We start from the raw sequence: 17,390 nt of genomic DNA, 5'->3' as shown, positions 1-17,390 counted from the left end.
CCTGGTTCAAACTCATGTCGCGCGCGTGGAAAATCGTCCGCGAATTGCGCGTAAGCCCCTTTATGGGGTAGCGGCTAAGTCGTTGAACTTGCGTTGGCCGAGGAGGTCCTCGTTACAAAGCTCTTCGGCTCCATCGACAGCAGGCAGGAAATCCGCCGGATCAATCTCCGGCGGTGCCAATGTCCCGGTCGCATCGACGCAGCCATCCCGGTCACCGTCAAGGAAGAACTCGTTGGAACGGAAGTCCATCATCAGAAACGGTTTCCGTTCGAGGAGCCGATCACAGGCCATGTAGAAGGCCGCCATGGCGTTCATCCCTTTCGGGACCTCGGCGTAGTAGAGGCCCTTGATCAGGCGGCCGGTCGCGAACACGCGTGGGCTGCTGCGCAGGATGAGCGCATTCAGGTTCGGCATGGGCTGCCGTCCTGAACGGCATGATTGTGAGGCCACTGGATAGCGGAGGGGACGGGCCAGACAGACGCTTGTCAGCATCAGGAGGACTGGAAGGCAGAGTAGGACTGCAAACATCACAGCCTCCTCTCAAGGTCAGCCAGTATGCGCCTCCTCGGATCCGAGGGTTAGCTCTTTGTGCGGTAGCCGCGAATTTCGCATAACGCCCAGTATGGAACTGGTGTAGGCGAGGCGGGGCAGCCGCGATCTGTGAGACCGCTCGTCCTGAAACATCCCATCTTGGCAAAAGAAAGCGCCCTCTCTTCCCACGAGGGCGCTTTAAAGGTTCGGCCCGTAGGGATAAAAGTAACGGTGCCGATCCCACCTCACTATCCGATCTGATCCGCTGTGTCTGCTCGGGCAATCCCTACGTACATCTCCGCTTTCAGCGCCCTCATGTTCCAGCATATCTAACTCGCAGGGGGTAAATGCTAAGGTAAAGCATAAGAAATGCTGCTGAACGGGTGAAAATATGCTTTGTCATAGAGGAAAAAAGGTGGTCGGGGTGTCGGGGGCGGATCGGAGGACTGATCGCAAGCCATCCGATCGTCGGGCTGTCGCCGAAACCTTGATTGCGGAGGCGCAGGCCGCACGGGTCAAGGCTCATGTTCAAGTCATGCTCTCCCACTTGAAAGCTCACCGCCAAACTCAACTCAAGCAGGCTGCGTAATTCGCCTAAGGCGCAGTATGGAATGAGGGGATGTAACTGGTTAGTAGCTTCTCGGGCGCTGGCGAATTAGCGGTAGCGTGCTTGTGCTCAGGTGTTGGTTCGAACGAGCTTTCTCTGCGTAGGCGTCCCGCAAAGCCACGAGGACAGACACTATCAGCACTAGGGCACTTCCCCCGAATGGCGCGCCAGCAAGCGCAATGAGCCACCCAAAGGGCCAGAGTGCAATGGCTGTTATCAACCCGCCTACCCAGGCAGCTAGCATCAACACGATTACCATTTAGGGGCTCTGCTTTGGAGAGGTTACAGCAGTTACACTTATAGCCGCTGCACGCGAAGGGTGCGCTCGAATGGATTAAGTTTTCAGCCTCATCGTGGCCGCCCTGGAGGTGATTCCCAGGACCATCAACCGATGGCGCAGTGAACTCATCGGTGCCGAAGGTGTCGGGCAGTTTTGCCAAGGGAATCTCGTTTTGGCGGTGGGGTTAGAAGCCGACGATGGCGAAGTAGGCGATGACGTAGAGGGCAGCGGCGAAGACGGCAAAGGCCATCATCGTGTCCAGGAGGAATCTGATCCTCCGGGACTGCACTGGGGGGCGCGTGTTGTCGGTGAAAAGGGAGTAAACCTGGCCGATGACGCCGAACAGCATCCAGCCGCAGGCGACGAGGCCGAAGGACCAGAACAGCAGGCCGGTCATCTTGGTTAGAAAAGCGCCATCGTCGGCATAGTCCCATGGGAATTGATAATCGAGTACGGCATTGCCGATGTCGCGGAGAGTCGCCATCACCGCTTGTCTCGTTCGGTCGAGTAGCCCAGGGGAAGCTGGTGCAGGCAGTCGGCGTCCCACGAGGGGCGGCGGTTGCGTTTGGTCTTGGCGGATGGCGTACCCTGACGGCCGCCGCAAATCTTGTTGCGACCCGCCAAACAGTTGCGGTTCCCGGCCATCCTTCGACCCCGATCCGACTCCTCTTCCACATCCGATGCCGGGACGGCCCGGACGCCTTCATGGCCTACGAAACCACGCGTCAGAGCCTTTGAAAATGGCCAGTGGCTGGCCCCTCCCTGCGGCAAGGGAAAGGTACTGGCCCGTCTCGATTTCGGTCTCCGAGCCGCGTTGGAGCGGCTGCGGAGCGGGGTTTTCGGCAAAGCCGGGGCGGATGAGGGTAGGACAGAGTTAGATTCTGAAAACAACATCCACAAACAGGAGCGAGTGATGCAAACCATTGAGATTGCTGGCCGGCCGACAGTTGTTGTTTCCGGGAGCAAGGACGACGTTCAAGGTCTCCTCGATGATGAAGCATTCTTCGAGGATCTTCTGATTTTTGAGACAGAGGGAAAGCCGCTCTGGTCTGGCGATCGAAAGGACCTGTTTGTCCGGGGTGCGTTCGAGGACGAAATCTCGAAATGGGAAAAGACATTTGCCCAGGCTCGCCTAGACGGCGATGCGACTGACGAGGATCGGGACAGCTATATCGTGTTCCTGGTGCCAATCACCGACCCAACCGAGGACGAGGACTAGCGCCTGCTCAATCCGATGAAGGACGATGAGCGTTCGCCGGTGCAGCACCACTTGGTGCTGCACCGGATCGACCCGGAGCAGGGAATGCGGCGCTTCTACGCGCTGATGATCGAGCGCGACTGTTCGGGACGATCCGGTTAGTGCGCAACTGGGGAAGGATCGGCACCAACGGGCAGGAGAAGGTTGAGGAGTTCGCCAGCGAGATCGAGGCCGGAAAGGCGCTGGCGGTCGTCGCCCGGGCCAAGCGGCGGCGCGGCTCTCAGGAGCCCTGATCGTCAAGGATTGGCCCCATTGGGCGTGTAGCCCAGGATCATGGCTGAACAGAACACACAATCTCTCGATGCGGCGGTTGAGAAGGCGACGGATCTGGCCCATCAGGCCATCGAGCAGACCCGCGCAGAGATCGCCCGTTCGCAGGCCTTGAGCCAAACCGAAGCCGACCTTGCGCAAGCCATCGAACAGATTGCCGAGGAACACGGCGCTCCTGCTGACGAGTGATCAGGAAAAACCATGAGTGGTGGCTGGTCCCCGATCAGCACCGTGCCACGCGACGGCACGCCTGTGATCCTTTGGGTGGCCGAGGACGATGTCCCGCCTGTTCTCCCGCTGACTGTGGGGTATTGGACGGTCAATCCCAAGGCAGGTCTCGGCTATTGGTGGATCTTTGGAGATCCGCCGCATTTTTGCTCCGACAGGCAAATCCGCGGATGGAAGCCGCTTCTTCGCGATTGAGATGATCATCGCATAATTCCGATGGCCGTGTATGGGATGCGCAAGCAGACCTCGCCGCAAAAAAAGAGCGCCCGTCTAAACAGAGGGCGCTCTAGGAACGGTTCCGTAGGGGCAGATGGAACCGGGAAGATGTATTACCGAGTTAAAGCTTAAAGTCATTAACATATGTAATTATTAATCTGCGGTTTTATGATGCTTATACAATGGCATTATTTTAAGAAGCCAAAAATATTTGCACTCAGGGGAACTTAAATCTTACAGGAATGTTCTGATGTTGGTTCAGGGCGAGAAAGCTTCGATGGCCGATTCAAACAACACTATGGTCCTGATCAAAGAGGCTCAGGCCGCTCGGGTGAAGGCCCATCTCCGCGCTATGGTCTCCCGGCTGCTGGCTCGCACGCGAAAGGTTAAGAACCAGACCGCGAATTTCGCAGAGTTGCCTTTTAGGGAACTGGGGAACGGCGCAGAGGTTGCTTGACCGACTGAGACGCGAAACTCCCCTCACGAGGATTTGAAGCCTTCCGCTGACGTAAGCTAAGCCTCCCGATCATTCCTTGGGGCATTGACCTTATGGGACATGCAACCCTGAGCGTCTGATGCCTAAGCCGAACGGTCAACTATCCAGATGGGTGCAAAAAGAGGCGGCAAAGCACACCACTCCCGAAAGCATTCGGCAGCGAATTGCCTATGAGGAAAAGCAGATCAATGCCTTAGCGGGCACCAGTCTCGGTCGTGAGATGGAACAGGCCCGGGCGGCCCATTTCGAGTTGATCCAGGTTCTGTCGGAACGCCTCGCGCGCGCAGGAATGCAGTCTTCATAATTTGCATAACCCCCAGTATGGAATGACGCACAAACCGTTCCGCCCTAGACGGTTCGCGGGCTCCACAGGATGATTGCTGCCCCTGTCAGGCAGACGGCAGCTCCGATCAGGTCCCACCGATCAGGCCGTACTCCCTCGACGGCCCAAAGCCACACCAGTGAAGCCGCGAAATAAATGCCTCCATAGATCGCATAGGCGCGTCCGGCCTGCTCGGCAGGAACCAAGGCCAGAAGCCAGCCGAAGGCCGCCAGCGAAACCATCCCTGGCACTAGCCACAGGATCGACTTGTCGAGCCGGAACCACGCCCAGAAGGCGAAGCACCCAGCAATCTCGGCCAAGGCCGCTGCCGTGTAGATCGGGATCGTGCGCATCGTTCCCTTTTGCACGGCTCAACCCGTCCACGCTACTTCTCGTGCGCGCATGAAAAAGCGGCCGCGCAATTTCGCATAAGCCGCAGTATGGAACGAGCGCTGCAGGCTTGGGGCTGAGGCTTAGCGTTCATCATGGCTGCGACTATTGGAACGCAAAGCCAGCAGGAGTACCAAGGCCAAGACCAGCAAGCTTGCCCCAAATGGTGCTCCAAGAAACGCCACGAGTGGTCCGTATCGCCACCAGAGTATCGGGGCCGTGATCAACGCGCCGATGATCCCGACAAGAACATAAACCGCCACCATGGAAGCCCCCAGTCGAGGCAGGCGTTCCCTAATAAGGGACTGGCGGCATACAAACTGTAGAACCCCGTTAGAAAGGTCACTCCTCTCCCCGTTACAAATGTCACTCTCCCTGGGTGATGGTGCTGGGGAGATTGGGTCTGATGACGGTGATCGGGATGAGCCGGCCGGAGATCGATCGGGTTCACATTCTGCGGGACGTCGTGGCGGAGCGAATTACGGTGCGCGAAGCTGCCCAACTGCTGCGGATCACACGGCGCCAAGTGTTCCGATTACTCAAGGCCTATCAGACCGGTGGTCCCACGGCCTTGGTGTCGCGCCGGCGCGGCAAGCCCAGCAACCGCTCCTACCCGGCGGCGCTGCGGACCGAGGTGCTGGCGCTGATCACAGCCAACTATGCCGATTTCGGCCCGACGCTCGCCTGCGAGAAGCTCGCCGAGCGGCACGGCATCGATCTGGGTGTCGAGACGATCCGGCGCTGGATGATCGCGGCGGGTCTCTGGCAGGAGCGCCGGCAGAAGCTCAAAGGGGTGCACCAGCCGCGCTATCGGCGCGACTGCGTCGGCGAACTCGTCCAGATCGACGGCTCCGAGCACTCCTGGTTCGAGGATCGCGGCCCACCCTGCACGCTTCTGGTCTACATTGACGATGCCACCAGCCGGCTGATGCACCTGAAGTTCGTCGAGACCGAGTCGACCTTTGATTATTTCCGATCGACCCGGGAGTACCTGGAGGCCTACGGCAAGCCGGTGGCGTTCTACTCCGACAAGCATGCCGTCTTCCGCGTCAACGGCAAAGGAGCGGTGGGCGGTGACGGCATGACCCAGTTCGGGCGGGCGCTGCATCAGCTCAACATCGACATCATCTGCGCCAACTCGCCCCAAGCCAAAGGCCGCGTCGAGCGCGCCAACGGCACCTTGCAGGACCGCCTGGTCAAGGAGATGCGCCTGGCTGGGATCTCGACCCTTGAGGCGGGCAATGCCTTCCTGCCGGCATTCATGGCGGACTTCAACCGCCGCTTTGCCAAGGCGCCCTACAGCGACAAGGACCTGCATCGCCCGCTCAGCGAGGACGATGAGCTGGATGACGTGTTCGCCTGGCGGGAGGAGCGGACGGTCTCGCGCAATCTGACCCTGCAGTACGACCAGGTGCTGTTCATTCTCGAGCCGAACGCGATCACGCTGTCCCTCGCCCGCCAGCGGGTGACCGTCTACGACTATCCGGATGGGCGCTTTGCCATCAAGCACAAGGGCCTGGAGCTGCCGTACAGGCCCTTTGACCGCCGTCAGCAGGTGGATCAGGCGGCAGTTGTCGAGAACAAGCGGCTGGGTCCGGTTCTGGCCTACATTGCCGAGCGGCAGAAGGAGCTCGACATGAGCCGGAGCAACAGCGCCCCGCGGCGGCGCGGCCAAGGCAAGAGCCTGTTCAAGGTGGGTTGAGCTCTCAGCAGTCACTCCCCGGAGGTGACATCTCTAATGAGGACAATCAGAGACTTGTCTAACGAGTTCTGACACACAGATCCCGGTAGCCCTGCCGCCGTTTCTCTTGAGCGAAGGCTTCCAAGGCTGTACCAGCCTCATCTTCGCTGGCGAACTCCTCGGCTTTCTCCTGCCCTTGGTCCCGATCCGGCACTAGTTGCGGACCAGGCGCACGGTCCCGAACAGATCCCGCTCGATCATCAGGCTGTAGAAGCGCCGGATCCCCTGCTCCGGGTCGCTCCGGTGCAGCACCAGGTGGTGCTTGATCGGCGAGCGCAGGTCGTCAGGCATTCGGCAGTCGAGGCAGTGGCATCCAGTCGCGGATGTGCTGATCGAAGTAGTTGGGGGTGCCATAATGGTCTGCGAAGATACGCCAGCAGCTTACTCCCGTGATGTCGTTGGTTTCCCAGACGCCAACTGTGACCGGATAGGTTGGTGGGGCTTTCTTATCCTCAACCCATAGGATCACGGGTGTACCGTTACGCGGCGCGGCACTCACATCAAGCCACCTGATCACTCTTGTTCCTCCGCAGTTTTAGAATCCAACTCTGCCCTACCCACAACCGCCTCGGCCCAGCCCACTCAAAACGAGCGGTTCTTCCCTGTGGGGCGGTTTCGGTAGATTTGCTGCATCTTCTGCAAACTGTCCTCGCGGGCCTTGCTGGCGAGCTCGTTTTGCACCTCATCAAGGCTCCCATGCTGTCGGCCACACTGGGCGCACCGCACGATGCCTGCGGCTTCGATCTTGGGCGGTAGGATGGCCTGCCCGGCTCCGCATTTCGGACACGGTTCGAGGCCCTCTCTGGGAGCCAATCTCTTCGTGAGCATCACTTAAACTTACCGCATCAGTTTAAGGACAGTCTCGTGAGGCAGGACTGGAGCGCCGCATCTTCGAGCGTGGAAATCCATCGCTCTGCCGTTGAGCTCCTCCCCTACAGCGAGGGAGGGAGAGATGGAGCGGGTGGGCCGGTGCTGCCCCGCCGCCGTTCGAGGGGGAACCTCGCCGTCGCCTGCTTCACCCGCAATGCGTTCAGGTTAGCCGCAAATTACGAAACGTGAGGCCGCCTTCCGAGTTAGCACGGGTGGATTTTCGAGGTAAGTCTTGCCGAAAGCGTGTGGTTGTAGCGCGGTTCCATACACGGCCATCGGACATTCGCTGACGATCTTCTCATTCGCGAAGGAGCGGTTTCCATCCCCTGATCTGCCGATCAGAGCAGAAGCGCGGCGGATCGCCAAAGATCCGCCAATAGTCGACCCCTGCCATAGGATTGACGGTCCAAAACCCTACGGTCAGTGGGAGAGAGGGCGGAGCCTCGTCCTCAGCCATCCAGAGGATCACAGGCGTGCCGTCGCGTGGCGCGGCGCTGATTGGGGACCAGCCACCACTCATGGTTTTTCCTGATCACTCGTCAGCAGGAGTGCCGTGCTCTTCAGCGATCTGTTTGATGGCTTGCGCAAGGCCGGCTTCGGTTTGGCTCAAGGCCTGCGAGCGGGCGATTTCGGCGCGGGTCTGCTCGATGGCCTGATGGGCCAGATCCATCGTCTCCTCAACCGCCGCATCGAGAGATTGCGAGTTCTGTTCAGCCATGCTCCATGGGCTACTCGCCCAATGGGGCCAATCCTTGGCGATCAGAGACCTGTAGAAGCGCCGATTCCCTGCTCCCGGTCGATCCGGTGTCCTCTGCCCTACAGTTTCCTGAGACACCCTGTAAGCGGACGGGATCCGCAGAAGGGTGATGACGATGACAGAGATGATGAAGGATGCGGCCGGTCTGGGCCGTGGCGGGCGCATGTCGCGCCAGCGCAAGCGTGAGGCGGTTCTGCGCCTGCTGCGCGGTGAGGATCTGGAGACGGTCTCCCGCTCCCTGGGCGTGACGGCCGCCACCCTCAGCGACTGGCGCGAGGCCTTCCTGGCCGCCGGCGAGGCCAGTCTCGCCACCCGCCCGGCCACCGGCGAGACCGTGGAAACCGAGCGGCTCAAAGCCCGGCTCGGCGCAATGCTGCTGGAGCGCGAACTGCTGGAGGCCAAGATTGCCGTGCTGGAGAGCGGCCGCCCTTTAGCCCAGAGGAGGTCGAGGCGATGAGCCGGGCCCTCTCGCCGAGCAACGGCCAGCCCTATGGCCTGGCCCATGTCTGCCGGATCTGGCGCATGGCCCGGGCGAGCGTCTACCGGCATCGTAACCCGCAGCCGGACCGGCAGCGCCGGGGCCCGGTCGGACCACTGCCGGATCTGGAGCTCACCGCTGAGATCCGCGCCGTTCTGGCCGCCAGCCCGTTCCATGGCGAGGGCCACCGGAAAGTCTGGGCGCGTCTGCGCGTGAAGGGCATCCGCACCTCACTGCGCCGGGTATTGCGGCTGATGCGCGAGCATGACCTGCTGGCGCCATCCCGGACAGGCTCGCCACGCGGACCACGCAACCACGATGGCACGATCATCCCGGACACCATCGACACCCTGTGGGGCACCGACATGACCACCGGCTGGACCGCCGAAGGACCCGCCGCCGTGTTCGTGGCGGTGGATCACCACAGTGCCGAGTGCGTCGGCCTTCATGCCAGTCGCCATGGCACGCGTTTCGAGGCTCTCGAGCCGCTGCGCCAGGGGGTGCGCGAGCACTTCAGCGGCTTTTCCCAAGGGATTGCTTCAGGCCTGTCGGTTCGGCACGACCATGGCAGCCAATACATGTCGCGGGCCTTCCAGGAGGAGCTGCGCTTTCTCGGGATCGAAAGTTCGCCTGCTTTCGTGCGGGCGCCGGAAGGGAATGGCTGTGCGGAACGCTTCATCCGCACGCTGAAGGAGAACCTGCTGTGGGTGCGCCACTTCGAGAACCTTGAGGAGCTGCGGCAGGCGCTGCTGGCTTTCCAGGAGAGCTACAATTCCACTTGGCTGATCGCCCGGCACGGCTTCCAGACGCCGAAAGCCGTCCGGCACAACCAGCTCCCATCCGCGGCCCTCGCCGCGTAGGCTTCAAGTCGGTGTCTCAAAAACTGCGGGCGGTACAGGTGCAGCGCGGGCGATCGTTCCCTATTGGGCTATCGACAGGAGATCTCATGGCGAAACTGCCCGACAACGTCAGCACCAACGAGTTCGCCTTGCCATCGCTCGATGGTTTTGGGAATCACCTCCGGGCGACGTGACGCCGCACCGTGGCGGGGCGAATGGCGGGGCGCATTCGATCGACATGAGACAAAGCATAGTGTCCTCAGTGGCTTGTCATAGATGTTCGGCGGACTCCGTCTCCGCCAACTACTTCCATCAAGTTTTTGAAATCATTATAAAATTTCCGGTTTGTTCTGAATTTGACCTAACACAGGCCCAACAGTGGAGCTTGGGTCGGATTGCCTAGATCCCCAATCTAGCCATCCCATCTCCAGATCGGCCTACCCCGGCATCTAAAGACCGAGTAGCCTACGAACGGGATTTGGAATCGCGAGAGAACCGCTGAATGGAGCGTGTGGCTCTTCCGACTGAGAGGTAGGCGCGGCCGAAGTCGGCACTGGAGCCGATGAGCTCGTCGTCCTGCATGCCCAGGTTCCCGGTATCGCGCGAAAATGGGTCAGCAATCGAGGATTAGGTTGTCATGGGGCCGGTCGAATAGCTTCGTCAACAGCGGACGGAGGATAGTTGCGATGAACCAGTCGTCTCCCGTGAACGAAAACCTCTTGAAGCGGCGCCTGACCGAACTCGAGGCAGCAGGGAGCTGGGCGCCGGATGTTCTCCCGGGGCTTGAGCGCTTTATCCGTACGGCCGACGACTATGATCTCTTTCGCGTCAACCCACTTCAATACGCGAGCGCTAACGGCCTCGGTGAAGAGGACGGAATCGAACTGTTCGTACACGCCGCCAAGGCGGGCCTGTTCGAGATGGACTGGCTGCTCATCTGCGCTTACTGCCCACAGGTCGCCGGCAGTTTTCGCGAGCTCGATCAGGTCCACCCACGCTTCCAATGTGCGTTCTGCAACGCGCTCAACGACGTGGCGCTCGACGACTACATCCAGGTCGCCTTTACGGTCTCGAATGGCGTCCGCGACATCGCATTCCGTCACCCCGAGAGGCTGTCCGTCGAGGACTATTACCTCCGCTATCACTTCGCCAAGGGCTTCAGGCCTCCGCACGGCCTGACACGCGAGCAGATCGTGGCGGCGCTCTCACGGGGATTTGCCGACATAGAGGCTCAGCAGCAGCAAAGCTTCGAATTCGATGTGACGGCCGGCCGCTTCGAGGTCATGGATTTGAGCCACAAGCTCCTTCTGGTCTTCTTCGTGGGCGGAGAGCAGGCAGAACCGCAAAGGACCCTGGTTCACCTCGAGTCGGGCCGCTTCGTGGTGCTGGACCGACCGACGGAACCGAGAGACATGGTGCTCGGCGACGGGACCTTCTCGTTTCGGCAGACGGCCGATCTCAGACCGGGCAAGCACACCGTCGCGATCGAGAATCGCACGGGCGATCCCGGCCGCCTCTGGTTCCTCCAATACCCATTGGGGTTCGAGGCTCATCGTGTCGAGTACGAGCCGTTTCTGTCCGGCAAACGGTTGCTGCTGACCCCGAGCTTCGGCGAACTCTACAAGACGCAGCTGGTGGACGAGGCGGAGAGCCTGACAATCTCCGACATGACTTACCTGTTCACCGATCTGAAGGATTCGACGCCGCTGTATGAAAGCGTCGGTGACGTGAACGCATATTTCCTCGTGCGCCAACACTTCGACATCTTGAACACGATCATCCGGGAGCGAGCCGGCACCATCGTCAAGACGATCGGCGACGCGGTCATGGCCGGCTTCGAGCATCCGCAGGACGCTGTTCGCGCCGCGATCGAGATGATCGAGGAACTGTCGAAATTCAACCAAACGGCCTCGCGGCCGTTGGGGCTCAAGGTCGGCGTGCACAGAGGGCGGGCCATCGCGGTCAGGCTCAACGACCGGATCGACTATTTTGGTCAGGACGTGAACATCGCCGCCCGCGTGCAAGGTCTCGCCGACGTCAACGAGGTTTGCATCACCGAAACCGTGATGGAGGCGCCGGGCGTCCATGAAAGCGTCGCGAACCGCGTGGTGTCACGCGAATACGAGAACCTGAAGGGCATTGGCCAGAAGATGGAGATCCATCGGCTGGCAATCTCCCAAATGCAGGAGTGAACGGCTGCGGAGTTGCGCGAAGCGGAGGCGGACGGATTCGTGGCGACAGACCGAAAGCATCCGCTCAGGGCCAGGGGCGGTCTATAAGCTTGACCTTGCAAAGGCCCACTTCGCTCTCCGCTTGCAGAAGTTGCCGAGCGGTCGAGTACGATCCCGCCCAGGAGCAACCCCACCAGGTTGGCAGTCACAAGGTCGAGCCCTTGCGGGCTTTCTCCTCTCGAACCAAGTCCAGCAGCAATTGATGGGCCAGCGCCTCATGGGCCGCCCGCGGACTGATCTCGGCGGCCTTTCTCCCATAGGTGGTCGTGACGGTCAGAATCTTGCGGTCAACCACGAAGGTTCCGGAATAGGTTCTTCCATCGACTTTGATATGTATCGAACGGCCCGACATGCCAAAACCCTCCGCGCCACGGCAGAGAGGCCCGCAGGCTCTTTCCACACGCATTGGCGGGATGATGTTACCGCAGCAGGTGTGCTATGTCGCGGTCAAGTTGGTGATACGGTTATCCGGGCCTTGCAACGCCTCCTCGTGGAGCTCGATGCTTCCCTGGTTAGGGCATCTGAACACCCGTCGGGTCAGGAGGCGATCGCATGGAGCTCATCAGTCACGGCAGGACATTGGTGGCGGGCGATGCAATGGGCGAATTGCTCAGCGCCACGGTGGGGCTCAGCTTCTGGGGCGGTGTCGATCCTCGAACGGGCGTCGTCATCGACCAACACCATCCTCTGTGCGGTGAAAGCCTCGCCGGGCGTGTGCTCGCGATCCCGAGCGGACGTGGATCGTGCTCCGGAAGCGGCGTGCTGCTCGAACTGATCCTGAACGGCCATGCGCCGGCGGCCATCGTCCTCTGTGAGCGCGAAGAGATCCTCACCCTCGGCGCGCTGGTCGCCGAGGAGGTTTTCGAGCAGTCGATCCCGGTGCTGAGGGTGGAGCGGGAGGTGTTCGCGCGCCTCGATGAGTACCGGTACGCCAGAGTGGCCGGATCGAGCCTTCGGCTCTTCCACGAGCCACCCATCGCGGACCGGCTGCCCGAAACGGCGCAGCACGGGAGCAACGAGGACACGACAATCCGATTGGACGCGGTCGACCAGGCGTTTCTCTCGGGCCGGCATGGCAAGGCGGCGCAGGTCGCCATGCGCCTGCTGCTCCGGATGGCCGCGATTCACGAGGCCGAGGCCTTCATGGATGTCTCCCAGGTACACATCGACGGCTGCATCTACACAGGTCCGGCAAGCTTGCGCTTTGCGCAGATGCTGACCGGGTGGAGCGCGCGCGTGCGGGTGCCGACAACGCTCAACGCCATCTCCGTGGACAAGCGACGCTGGCGTGTGCAGGGCGTGGCGGAAGACCTGGGAGCTCCGGCGAGCGCCCTTGCCGATGCCTATCTTGCCATGGGTGCCCAGCCAAGCTTCACCTGTGCGCCGTACCTGCTTGCGAGCGCGCCCCGGTTCGGCGAGCAGGTCGGCTGGGCGGAGTCGAACGCGGTGGTCTACGCCAACAGCGTCATCGGCGCGCGGACGATGAAATACCCCGACTACCTGGACATCTGCATTGCTCTGACGGGACGGGCTCCGCTCGCCGGCTGCCATCTTGATGCCGGGCGGCGGGCGACGCTCGCGCTGGAGGTCGAGATGCCCGCAGGAGCCGATGACGCCTTCTGGCCGCTGCTCGGATATTGCTGCGGCTCCGTCTGCGGCACCGAGATCCCATTGATCCGCGGGCTTGAGATGAGCGCCGCCGGGCCGGACGAGTTGAAGGCCTTCGGTGCAGCCTTCGCCACGGTTGCCGCCGCACCGATGTTCCACATCGCTGGGATCACGCCGGAAGCGAATGAGCAAAAGCCGGAGCGCCAGGTGCGCATCGGCTTGGGCGAACTGCGGCAGGCATGGGAGGTGCTGAACACGGCCGCATCGCCGGAGGTTGGGCTTGTCAGCCTCGGCAATCCCCACTTCTCCCTTGATGAATGCGCGCGACTGGCAGCTCTGGTGTCGGAGCGAACCAAGTCAGCGGACGTTGCGGTGGTCGTGACCTGTGGCCGGGCCGTGCACGACGCTGCCTCGCAGGCTGGTCATGTTGCGGCAGCCGAGGCCTTTGGCGTGCAGTTTGTCACCGATACATGCTGGTGCATGCTCGGCGAGCCGGTGATCCCCCCGGCTGTGCGAACGCTGATGACCAACTCCGGGAAGTACGCGCATTATGCGCCTGGCCTCGTCGGGCGTGGTGTCCGGTTCGGCAGCATGGCTGAATGCATCGAGGCCGCCTGTAGCGGCAAGACGCAACAGGAGCCGCCCGCCTGGCTATCGTAGGTCTGGATCGGGTCATTCAGGGGACCTGCCTTCCTTCGAGGAGGGTCCGGAGTTCAGCCTGGTTCGGGCTTGCGCCAGGGTGTCGCGTTCCCACTTGACGATGACGATACCATCTTCTGCCGACTCGGAACCGTTCTGGAGACCCGAAATTACAGTTCGCATGCCCCAGAGCTTCTCAACGGGCCTCATGCGGGAAACCGGCTGGAACGTGCTCGATTACGAGCTCCGGGAGCAAAAAGCGCAGACCTTGGGAGCCGTGGCCCGCCAGGTCGAGCAGGCTCTTGCGGTGTTACGGGCATTCGATGCCGGGGATCCCGGATCGGACAGGGAAGATCGGCGCAGCGCATTGCTGGACGAGGCCGCTGACCGAGTCTGGGCCTTCATGATTCAGCGCGAGTTGTGCGGGTTCCGGAACTGGGAAGCCGTGGTGAGGGATTACCGCATCCCCCGTGAGGTGTTGAATCGGGTGGGGCAAGTCAGACCCAAGGCGGACTAGGCAGCTTCCTCACCACGGGACTCGGCCCGCGAGCCGCCTGAGCCGTTACACTCATGGACCAGCGCTCGACAGGGTTGAAACGAGCGGAGCCAACAAAGGCTTGCTTGCCGGCCGAACTCGGACATTCGGCTCAAGTCCGCCCCGCGCCATCGTTGGACGTTCAGCAGTCGCTCGAGCGCCCTGCTCTTACACACGCCTCTTCAGTAATACGGCTTTGGCAGGAAATGAGGTCAGCTGCTCCTCGCGCAGCAGAGTCCCGATCAGACCAAAGTCGCCTCGGACCTGGGACCTCAGTCCAAATTGAACGCTTCACCGTCTCTGCCAGAATGATGCCGTAGATGCGTCGGGTGATGACGCCTTGAGGCCACGAGAGCTCAGGGGGAGGCTGCAATGGGCATGGAACGGCACTGCCACAGCGATGCACAGTTCCCGCGCTGCTTGGCGAAGCTCACGGAAACATTCGTGACGGACGGCAGGTGCGAGACGGCGGCGGCATTGCTGGCGCGCCCTCCCCTTTCATTCAGAACCACCCCGCAAGCGCCGAAGCCGATCTGGAAGGCTCCCGCGACCAGGCACTACAACCGCTATTTCGATGCCGCCATTGCACGGCTGAAGGCCGAGCGGCGCTATCGCTCCTTCGTCGATCTGGAGCGTATCGCAGGCCGCTTTCCGGCAGCGATCTGGCATTCGCCCCAGGGCCAGCGCGAAATCACGGTGTGGTGCTCCAACGATTATCTCGGCATGGGACAGCACCCCGCCGTGATCGAGGCGATGACCGACACTGTTATCCGCCATGGAACGGGCGCCGGCGGCACCCGCAACATCTCGGGCAACAGCCATCCTATTGTGGCGCTCGAAGCCGAGCTCGCCGATCTCCACGGCAAGGAAGCGGCTCTCGTCTTCACCTCGGGCTACGTCTCGAACCAGACCGGCATCTCGACGCTGGCCAAGCTGATCCCGAACTGCCTGATCCTCTCGGACGCGCTCAACCACAACTCGATGATCGAGGGCGTGCGCCAGTCGGGCTGCGACAAGGCGATCTTCCGCCACAACGATCTCGAGCATCTGGAGGACCTGCTCCAAACCGCCGGTGATCGGCCCAAGCTCATCGTCTTCGAGAGCGTCTATTCCATGGACGGCGATGTGGCTCCCATCCGCCAGATCTGCGACCTCGCCGAGCGCTACGGCGCCATGACCTATATCGACGAGGTCCATGCGGTCGGCATGTACGGCCCGCGCGGCGCGGGCCTGGCAGAACGTCTTGGGGTCATGCACCGGATCGACGTGATCGAGGGCACGCTGGGCAAGGCCTTCGGCGTCATGGGCGGGTACATCGCGGGCGCCGCTTCGGTCGTCGATGCCGTTCGCAGCTATGCTCCGGGCTTCATCTTCAGCACGGCCCTGCCGCCGAGCGTGGCAGCCGCCGCCACGGCTTCCGTACGGCACCTCAAGACGTCGCCGGTCGAGCGTCGAGGGCAGCAATGTCAGGTGGCTCAGGTGAAGGACGCCCTGATCCGAGCGGATCTGCCCCTGCTCGCCACGCCGACCCATATCGTGCCGGTGATGGTGGGCGATGCCGAGGCCTGCAAGGCGGCCTCCGACCGGCTGCTGAACAAGCACGGCATCTATATCCAGCCGATCAACTACCCGACCGTGCCGCGCGGCACCGAGAGGCTGCGCATCACGCCTGGACCTCTTCACACCAACGACCATGTCGAGGTGCTGACACAGGCCCTTGTCGAAACATGGCAGGCCCTCAGCCTTCCCTTCGGCGGATTGGTGCTCGAGGCTCGCGAGCGCACGCTGACAGTTCGGCGGATGGAGCGTGGACAATGATCCGTACTGCGCTTCTTCTCCTTGCAGTCATGTCTGCGGGAGGTCTCTGGTACGCGTTGGCGGGCGCGGAAGGACACGCATCGGCTCCAATCCCGTCGGTCGGTTTGCCGGGGACCTCAAGTCTGCCCCCTGAGCCTCCAGCATCCGTTCGGACCGCCCTCTCGCAGAAGAGCACACCCCCGGTCGCCGTCATCACCGCTCCTGTCCGGGCAAAGACGATGCCCATCACACGGACTAGCATCGGCTGGATAGAACCAACGGCGCGAGTCACCGTGCGGGCTCGCATGGATGGCACCATCGTCGAGCGGCACATCCACGACGGTGCGGACGTTGTGGCCGGAGATCTCCTGTTCCGCCTCGATGACCGCGAGCTCCAGGCACAGATCGCCCGCGGACAGGCCATCCTGGCCCGCGACCGTGCCCTGCTGGGCAAAGCACAAGCCGAGCTCAGGCGAACCCAGGAACTGCTGGCCCGATCCGTCTCGACCCATGCCCAAGCCGAAGATGCTGCCGCCGGGGTCAGGATCGCCGCCGCCAATGCCTCGGCGAGCGAGGCGGCCCTGGTCATGGATCAGACCAGGCTGGAGCATACGAGGATCACCGCACCGATCAGTGGGCGTGCCGGCATCGTGCACGGGAGTGAAGGTCATGTGGTGCGCGGCTCCGATCCTTCGGGAGAGGGACTGGTCACCATCACGCGGATGTCGCCCATGAAAGTTGCGTTCTCTCTGCCGGAACGCGATCTTCCTCTGCTGCATGCAGCCCTCGCAGGCCCCGAGGGCAAGGGCTCCGTGCGGGTTCTCACCAGTCAGGATACCCCAGTTTCGACAGAGGCGGACCTGACATTCATCGACTCGTCGATCGACGCTGGTTCCGGCACCATTCTCGCCAAAGCCACTCTGAATTCCAACGAGGGACTATGGCCAGGTCAGTATGTTCGCGTCGAGCTGACGCTCGGCATGCACCCCGAGGCAGCGACCGTGCCCCTCATCGCACTGCAGATGGGACAACGTGGCCCCCATGTCTTCGTCGTCCGACCGGACGAGACCGTCGAGATGCGCCGTGTTCGGCACCTCGATGGAATCCATGATGAAGTCATCGTCACCGAAGGACTCGCTCCCGGCGAGCGCGTGGTGATCGAAGGCCAGGCACGCCTGCGCGACAGCATGTCGATTGTGGAGACGGCCTCGGCCCCGATCCCGATGGCGCAGGGCTCCTACGCCGCCGATGCCCGATCCGTGCGCCGATGAATGTTTCGGCGCCCTTTATCAGACGG

Annotated in this window: 17 protein-coding genes and 1 pseudogene; 12 read left to right on the top strand and 6 right to left on the bottom strand. The window is 61.9% G+C overall.

Going from position 1 to position 17,390, the window contains the following annotated elements:
* Positions 1 to 60: 60 nt before the first annotated feature.
* Positions 61 to 414: a hypothetical protein gene (locus BB934_RS22550; RefSeq protein WP_099511652.1), complete on the bottom strand. Its 354-nt coding sequence runs from the start codon at positions 412 to 414 to the stop codon at positions 61 to 63.
* 1,188 nt (positions 415 to 1,602) lie between these two features.
* Entirely contained in the window at positions 1,603 to 1,905 is a 303-nt protein-coding gene (locus BB934_RS22540; protein ID WP_157934273.1) for a hypothetical protein, read from the bottom strand.
* Positions 1,906 to 2,232: 327 nt separating this feature from the next.
* Here BB934_RS22540 and BB934_RS22535 point away from each other — a divergent pair, with 327 nt between their 5' ends.
* The 5 genes from BB934_RS22535 (at position 2,233) to BB934_RS22510 (ending at position 4,190) form a co-directional block, all read left to right on the top strand.
* On the top strand, positions 2,233 to 2,637 hold the full coding sequence (locus BB934_RS22535; RefSeq protein WP_157934272.1) for a hypothetical protein: 405 nt from the start codon (positions 2,233 to 2,235) through the stop codon (positions 2,635 to 2,637).
* A gap of 140 nt (positions 2,638 to 2,777) precedes the next feature.
* Positions 2,778 to 2,909, top strand: a complete 132-nt coding sequence (locus BB934_RS50620) for a WGR domain-containing protein (protein WP_335645585.1) — start codon at positions 2,778 to 2,780, stop codon at positions 2,907 to 2,909.
* Between the two features lie 40 nt (positions 2,910 to 2,949).
* On the top strand, positions 2,950 to 3,135 hold the full coding sequence (locus tag BB934_RS22525; protein WP_099511646.1) for a hypothetical protein: 186 nt from the start codon (positions 2,950 to 2,952) through the stop codon (positions 3,133 to 3,135).
* Positions 3,136 to 3,640: 505 nt separating this feature from the next.
* Complete coding sequence (locus BB934_RS22515; RefSeq protein ID WP_099511642.1) at positions 3,641 to 3,847, top strand: hypothetical protein; 207 nt, start codon at positions 3,641 to 3,643, stop codon at positions 3,845 to 3,847.
* Between the two features lie 118 nt (positions 3,848 to 3,965).
* The gene (locus BB934_RS22510) at positions 3,966 to 4,190 is read left to right on the top strand and encodes a hypothetical protein (protein ID WP_099511641.1); all 225 of its coding nucleotides are present in this window, start codon (positions 3,966 to 3,968) and stop codon (positions 4,188 to 4,190) included.
* A gap of 44 nt (positions 4,191 to 4,234) precedes the next feature.
* Here BB934_RS22510 and BB934_RS22505 read toward each other — a convergent pair whose 3' ends face one another.
* The gene (locus BB934_RS22505; RefSeq protein ID WP_099511639.1) at positions 4,235 to 4,561 is read right to left on the bottom strand and encodes a YnfA family protein; all 327 of its coding nucleotides are present in this window, start codon (positions 4,559 to 4,561) and stop codon (positions 4,235 to 4,237) included.
* A 443-nt stretch (positions 4,562 to 5,004) separates the two neighbouring features.
* Here BB934_RS22505 and BB934_RS22500 point away from each other — a divergent pair, with 443 nt between their 5' ends.
* A complete protein-coding gene (locus tag BB934_RS22500) occupies positions 5,005 to 6,300 on the top strand; it encodes an ISNCY family transposase (RefSeq protein ID WP_099511638.1) in 1,296 nt (431 codons plus the stop codon).
* A gap of 192 nt (positions 6,301 to 6,492) precedes the next feature.
* Here the strand turns inward: BB934_RS22500 and BB934_RS49255 are convergent, their stop codons facing one another.
* Complete coding sequence (locus BB934_RS49255; protein WP_237050055.1) at positions 6,493 to 6,630, bottom strand: hypothetical protein; 138 nt, start codon at positions 6,628 to 6,630, stop codon at positions 6,493 to 6,495.
* Positions 6,631 to 7,741: 1,111 nt separating this feature from the next.
* On the bottom strand, positions 7,742 to 7,927 hold the full coding sequence (locus BB934_RS22480; protein ID WP_099511633.1) for a hypothetical protein: 186 nt from the start codon (positions 7,925 to 7,927) through the stop codon (positions 7,742 to 7,744).
* 148 nt (positions 7,928 to 8,075) lie between these two features.
* Between BB934_RS22480 and BB934_RS22475 the strand changes: the two are divergent.
* Both BB934_RS22475 and BB934_RS22470 read left to right on the top strand, forming a co-directional pair.
* Positions 8,076 to 9,304 (top strand): annotated as a pseudogene (locus tag BB934_RS22475) (IS3 family transposase).
* A 665-nt stretch (positions 9,305 to 9,969) separates the two neighbouring features.
* Positions 9,970 to 11,475: an adenylate/guanylate cyclase domain-containing protein gene (locus BB934_RS22470; protein ID WP_099511630.1), complete on the top strand. Its 1,506-nt coding sequence runs from the start codon at positions 9,970 to 9,972 to the stop codon at positions 11,473 to 11,475.
* 184 nt (positions 11,476 to 11,659) lie between these two features.
* Here the strand turns inward: BB934_RS22470 and BB934_RS22465 are convergent, their stop codons facing one another.
* Positions 11,660 to 11,866 carry a hypothetical protein gene (locus tag BB934_RS22465; protein ID WP_099511629.1) on the bottom strand — a complete coding sequence of 69 codons (207 nt, stop codon included), beginning with the start codon at positions 11,864 to 11,866 and terminating at the stop codon, positions 11,660 to 11,662.
* A gap of 200 nt (positions 11,867 to 12,066) precedes the next feature.
* Here BB934_RS22465 and lhpI point away from each other — a divergent pair, with 200 nt between their 5' ends.
* The 4 genes from lhpI to BB934_RS22445 all read left to right on the top strand — a co-directional run bounded on the left by lhpI (position 12,067) and on the right by BB934_RS22445 (position 17,364).
* Positions 12,067 to 13,782: a cis-3-hydroxy-L-proline dehydratase gene (gene lhpI, locus BB934_RS22460; RefSeq protein WP_099511627.1), complete on the top strand. Its 1,716-nt coding sequence runs from the start codon at positions 12,067 to 12,069 to the stop codon at positions 13,780 to 13,782.
* A 160-nt stretch (positions 13,783 to 13,942) separates the two neighbouring features.
* Positions 13,943 to 14,278 carry a DUF6665 family protein gene (locus BB934_RS22455; protein WP_099511626.1) on the top strand — a complete coding sequence of 112 codons (336 nt, stop codon included), beginning with the start codon at positions 13,943 to 13,945 and terminating at the stop codon, positions 14,276 to 14,278.
* A gap of 390 nt (positions 14,279 to 14,668) precedes the next feature.
* Positions 14,669 to 16,114: a 5-aminolevulinate synthase gene (gene hemA / locus BB934_RS22450; RefSeq protein ID WP_237050054.1), complete on the top strand. Its 1,446-nt coding sequence runs from the start codon at positions 14,669 to 14,671 to the stop codon at positions 16,112 to 16,114.
* The gene (locus BB934_RS22445) at positions 16,024 to 17,364 is read left to right on the top strand and encodes an efflux RND transporter periplasmic adaptor subunit (protein ID WP_099511624.1); all 1,341 of its coding nucleotides are present in this window, start codon (positions 16,024 to 16,026) and stop codon (positions 17,362 to 17,364) included. Before hemA ends, BB934_RS22445 begins: the two co-directional genes overlap by 91 nt.
* The last annotated feature ends 26 nt before the right edge of the window (positions 17,365 to 17,390 follow it).

Origin of the sequence: Microvirga ossetica, assembly GCF_002741015.1 — a bacterium.
GTDB classification, from domain to species: domain Bacteria; phylum Pseudomonadota; class Alphaproteobacteria; order Rhizobiales; family Beijerinckiaceae; genus Microvirga; species Microvirga ossetica.
The sequence above is the reverse complement of the archived record's forward strand: the minus strand, read 5'-3'. Positions and strand labels throughout refer to the sequence as shown.

Excerpts from the sequence above, each read along its gene's own strand:
- BB934_RS22515 (WP_099511642.1), top strand. The coding sequence starts at position 3,641 with ATGTTGGTTCAGGGCGAGAAAGCTTCGATGGCCGATTCAAACAACACT.
- BB934_RS22505 (WP_099511639.1), bottom strand. The coding sequence starts at position 4,561 with ATGCGCACGATCCCGATCTACACGGCAGCGGCCTTGGCCGAGATTGCT.
- BB934_RS22480 (WP_099511633.1), bottom strand. The coding sequence starts at position 7,927 with ATGGCTGAACAGAACTCGCAATCTCTCGATGCGGCGGTTGAGGAGACG.
- BB934_RS22525 (WP_099511646.1), top strand. The coding sequence starts at position 2,950 with ATGGCTGAACAGAACACACAATCTCTCGATGCGGCGGTTGAGAAGGCG.
- BB934_RS22445 (WP_099511624.1), top strand. The coding sequence starts at position 16,024 with ATGGCAGGCCCTCAGCCTTCCCTTCGGCGGATTGGTGCTCGAGGCTCG.
- BB934_RS22550 (WP_099511652.1), bottom strand. The coding sequence starts at position 414 with ATGCCGAACCTGAATGCGCTCATCCTGCGCAGCAGCCCACGCGTGTTC.
- BB934_RS49255 (WP_237050055.1), bottom strand. The coding sequence starts at position 6,630 with ATGCCTGACGACCTGCGCTCGCCGATCAAGCACCACCTGGTGCTGCAC.
- BB934_RS22510 (WP_099511641.1), top strand. The coding sequence starts at position 3,966 with ATGCCTAAGCCGAACGGTCAACTATCCAGATGGGTGCAAAAAGAGGCG.
- BB934_RS22455 (WP_099511626.1), top strand. The coding sequence starts at position 13,943 with ATGCCCCAGAGCTTCTCAACGGGCCTCATGCGGGAAACCGGCTGGAAC.
- lhpI (WP_099511627.1), top strand. The coding sequence starts at position 12,067 with ATGGAGCTCATCAGTCACGGCAGGACATTGGTGGCGGGCGATGCAATG.
- BB934_RS22500 (WP_099511638.1), top strand. The coding sequence starts at position 5,005 with ATGACGGTGATCGGGATGAGCCGGCCGGAGATCGATCGGGTTCACATT.
- BB934_RS22465 (WP_099511629.1), bottom strand. The coding sequence starts at position 11,866 with ATGTCGGGCCGTTCGATACATATCAAAGTCGATGGAAGAACCTATTCC.
- hemA (WP_237050054.1), top strand. The coding sequence starts at position 14,669 with ATGGGCATGGAACGGCACTGCCACAGCGATGCACAGTTCCCGCGCTGC.
- BB934_RS22470 (WP_099511630.1), top strand. The coding sequence starts at position 9,970 with ATGAACCAGTCGTCTCCCGTGAACGAAAACCTCTTGAAGCGGCGCCTG.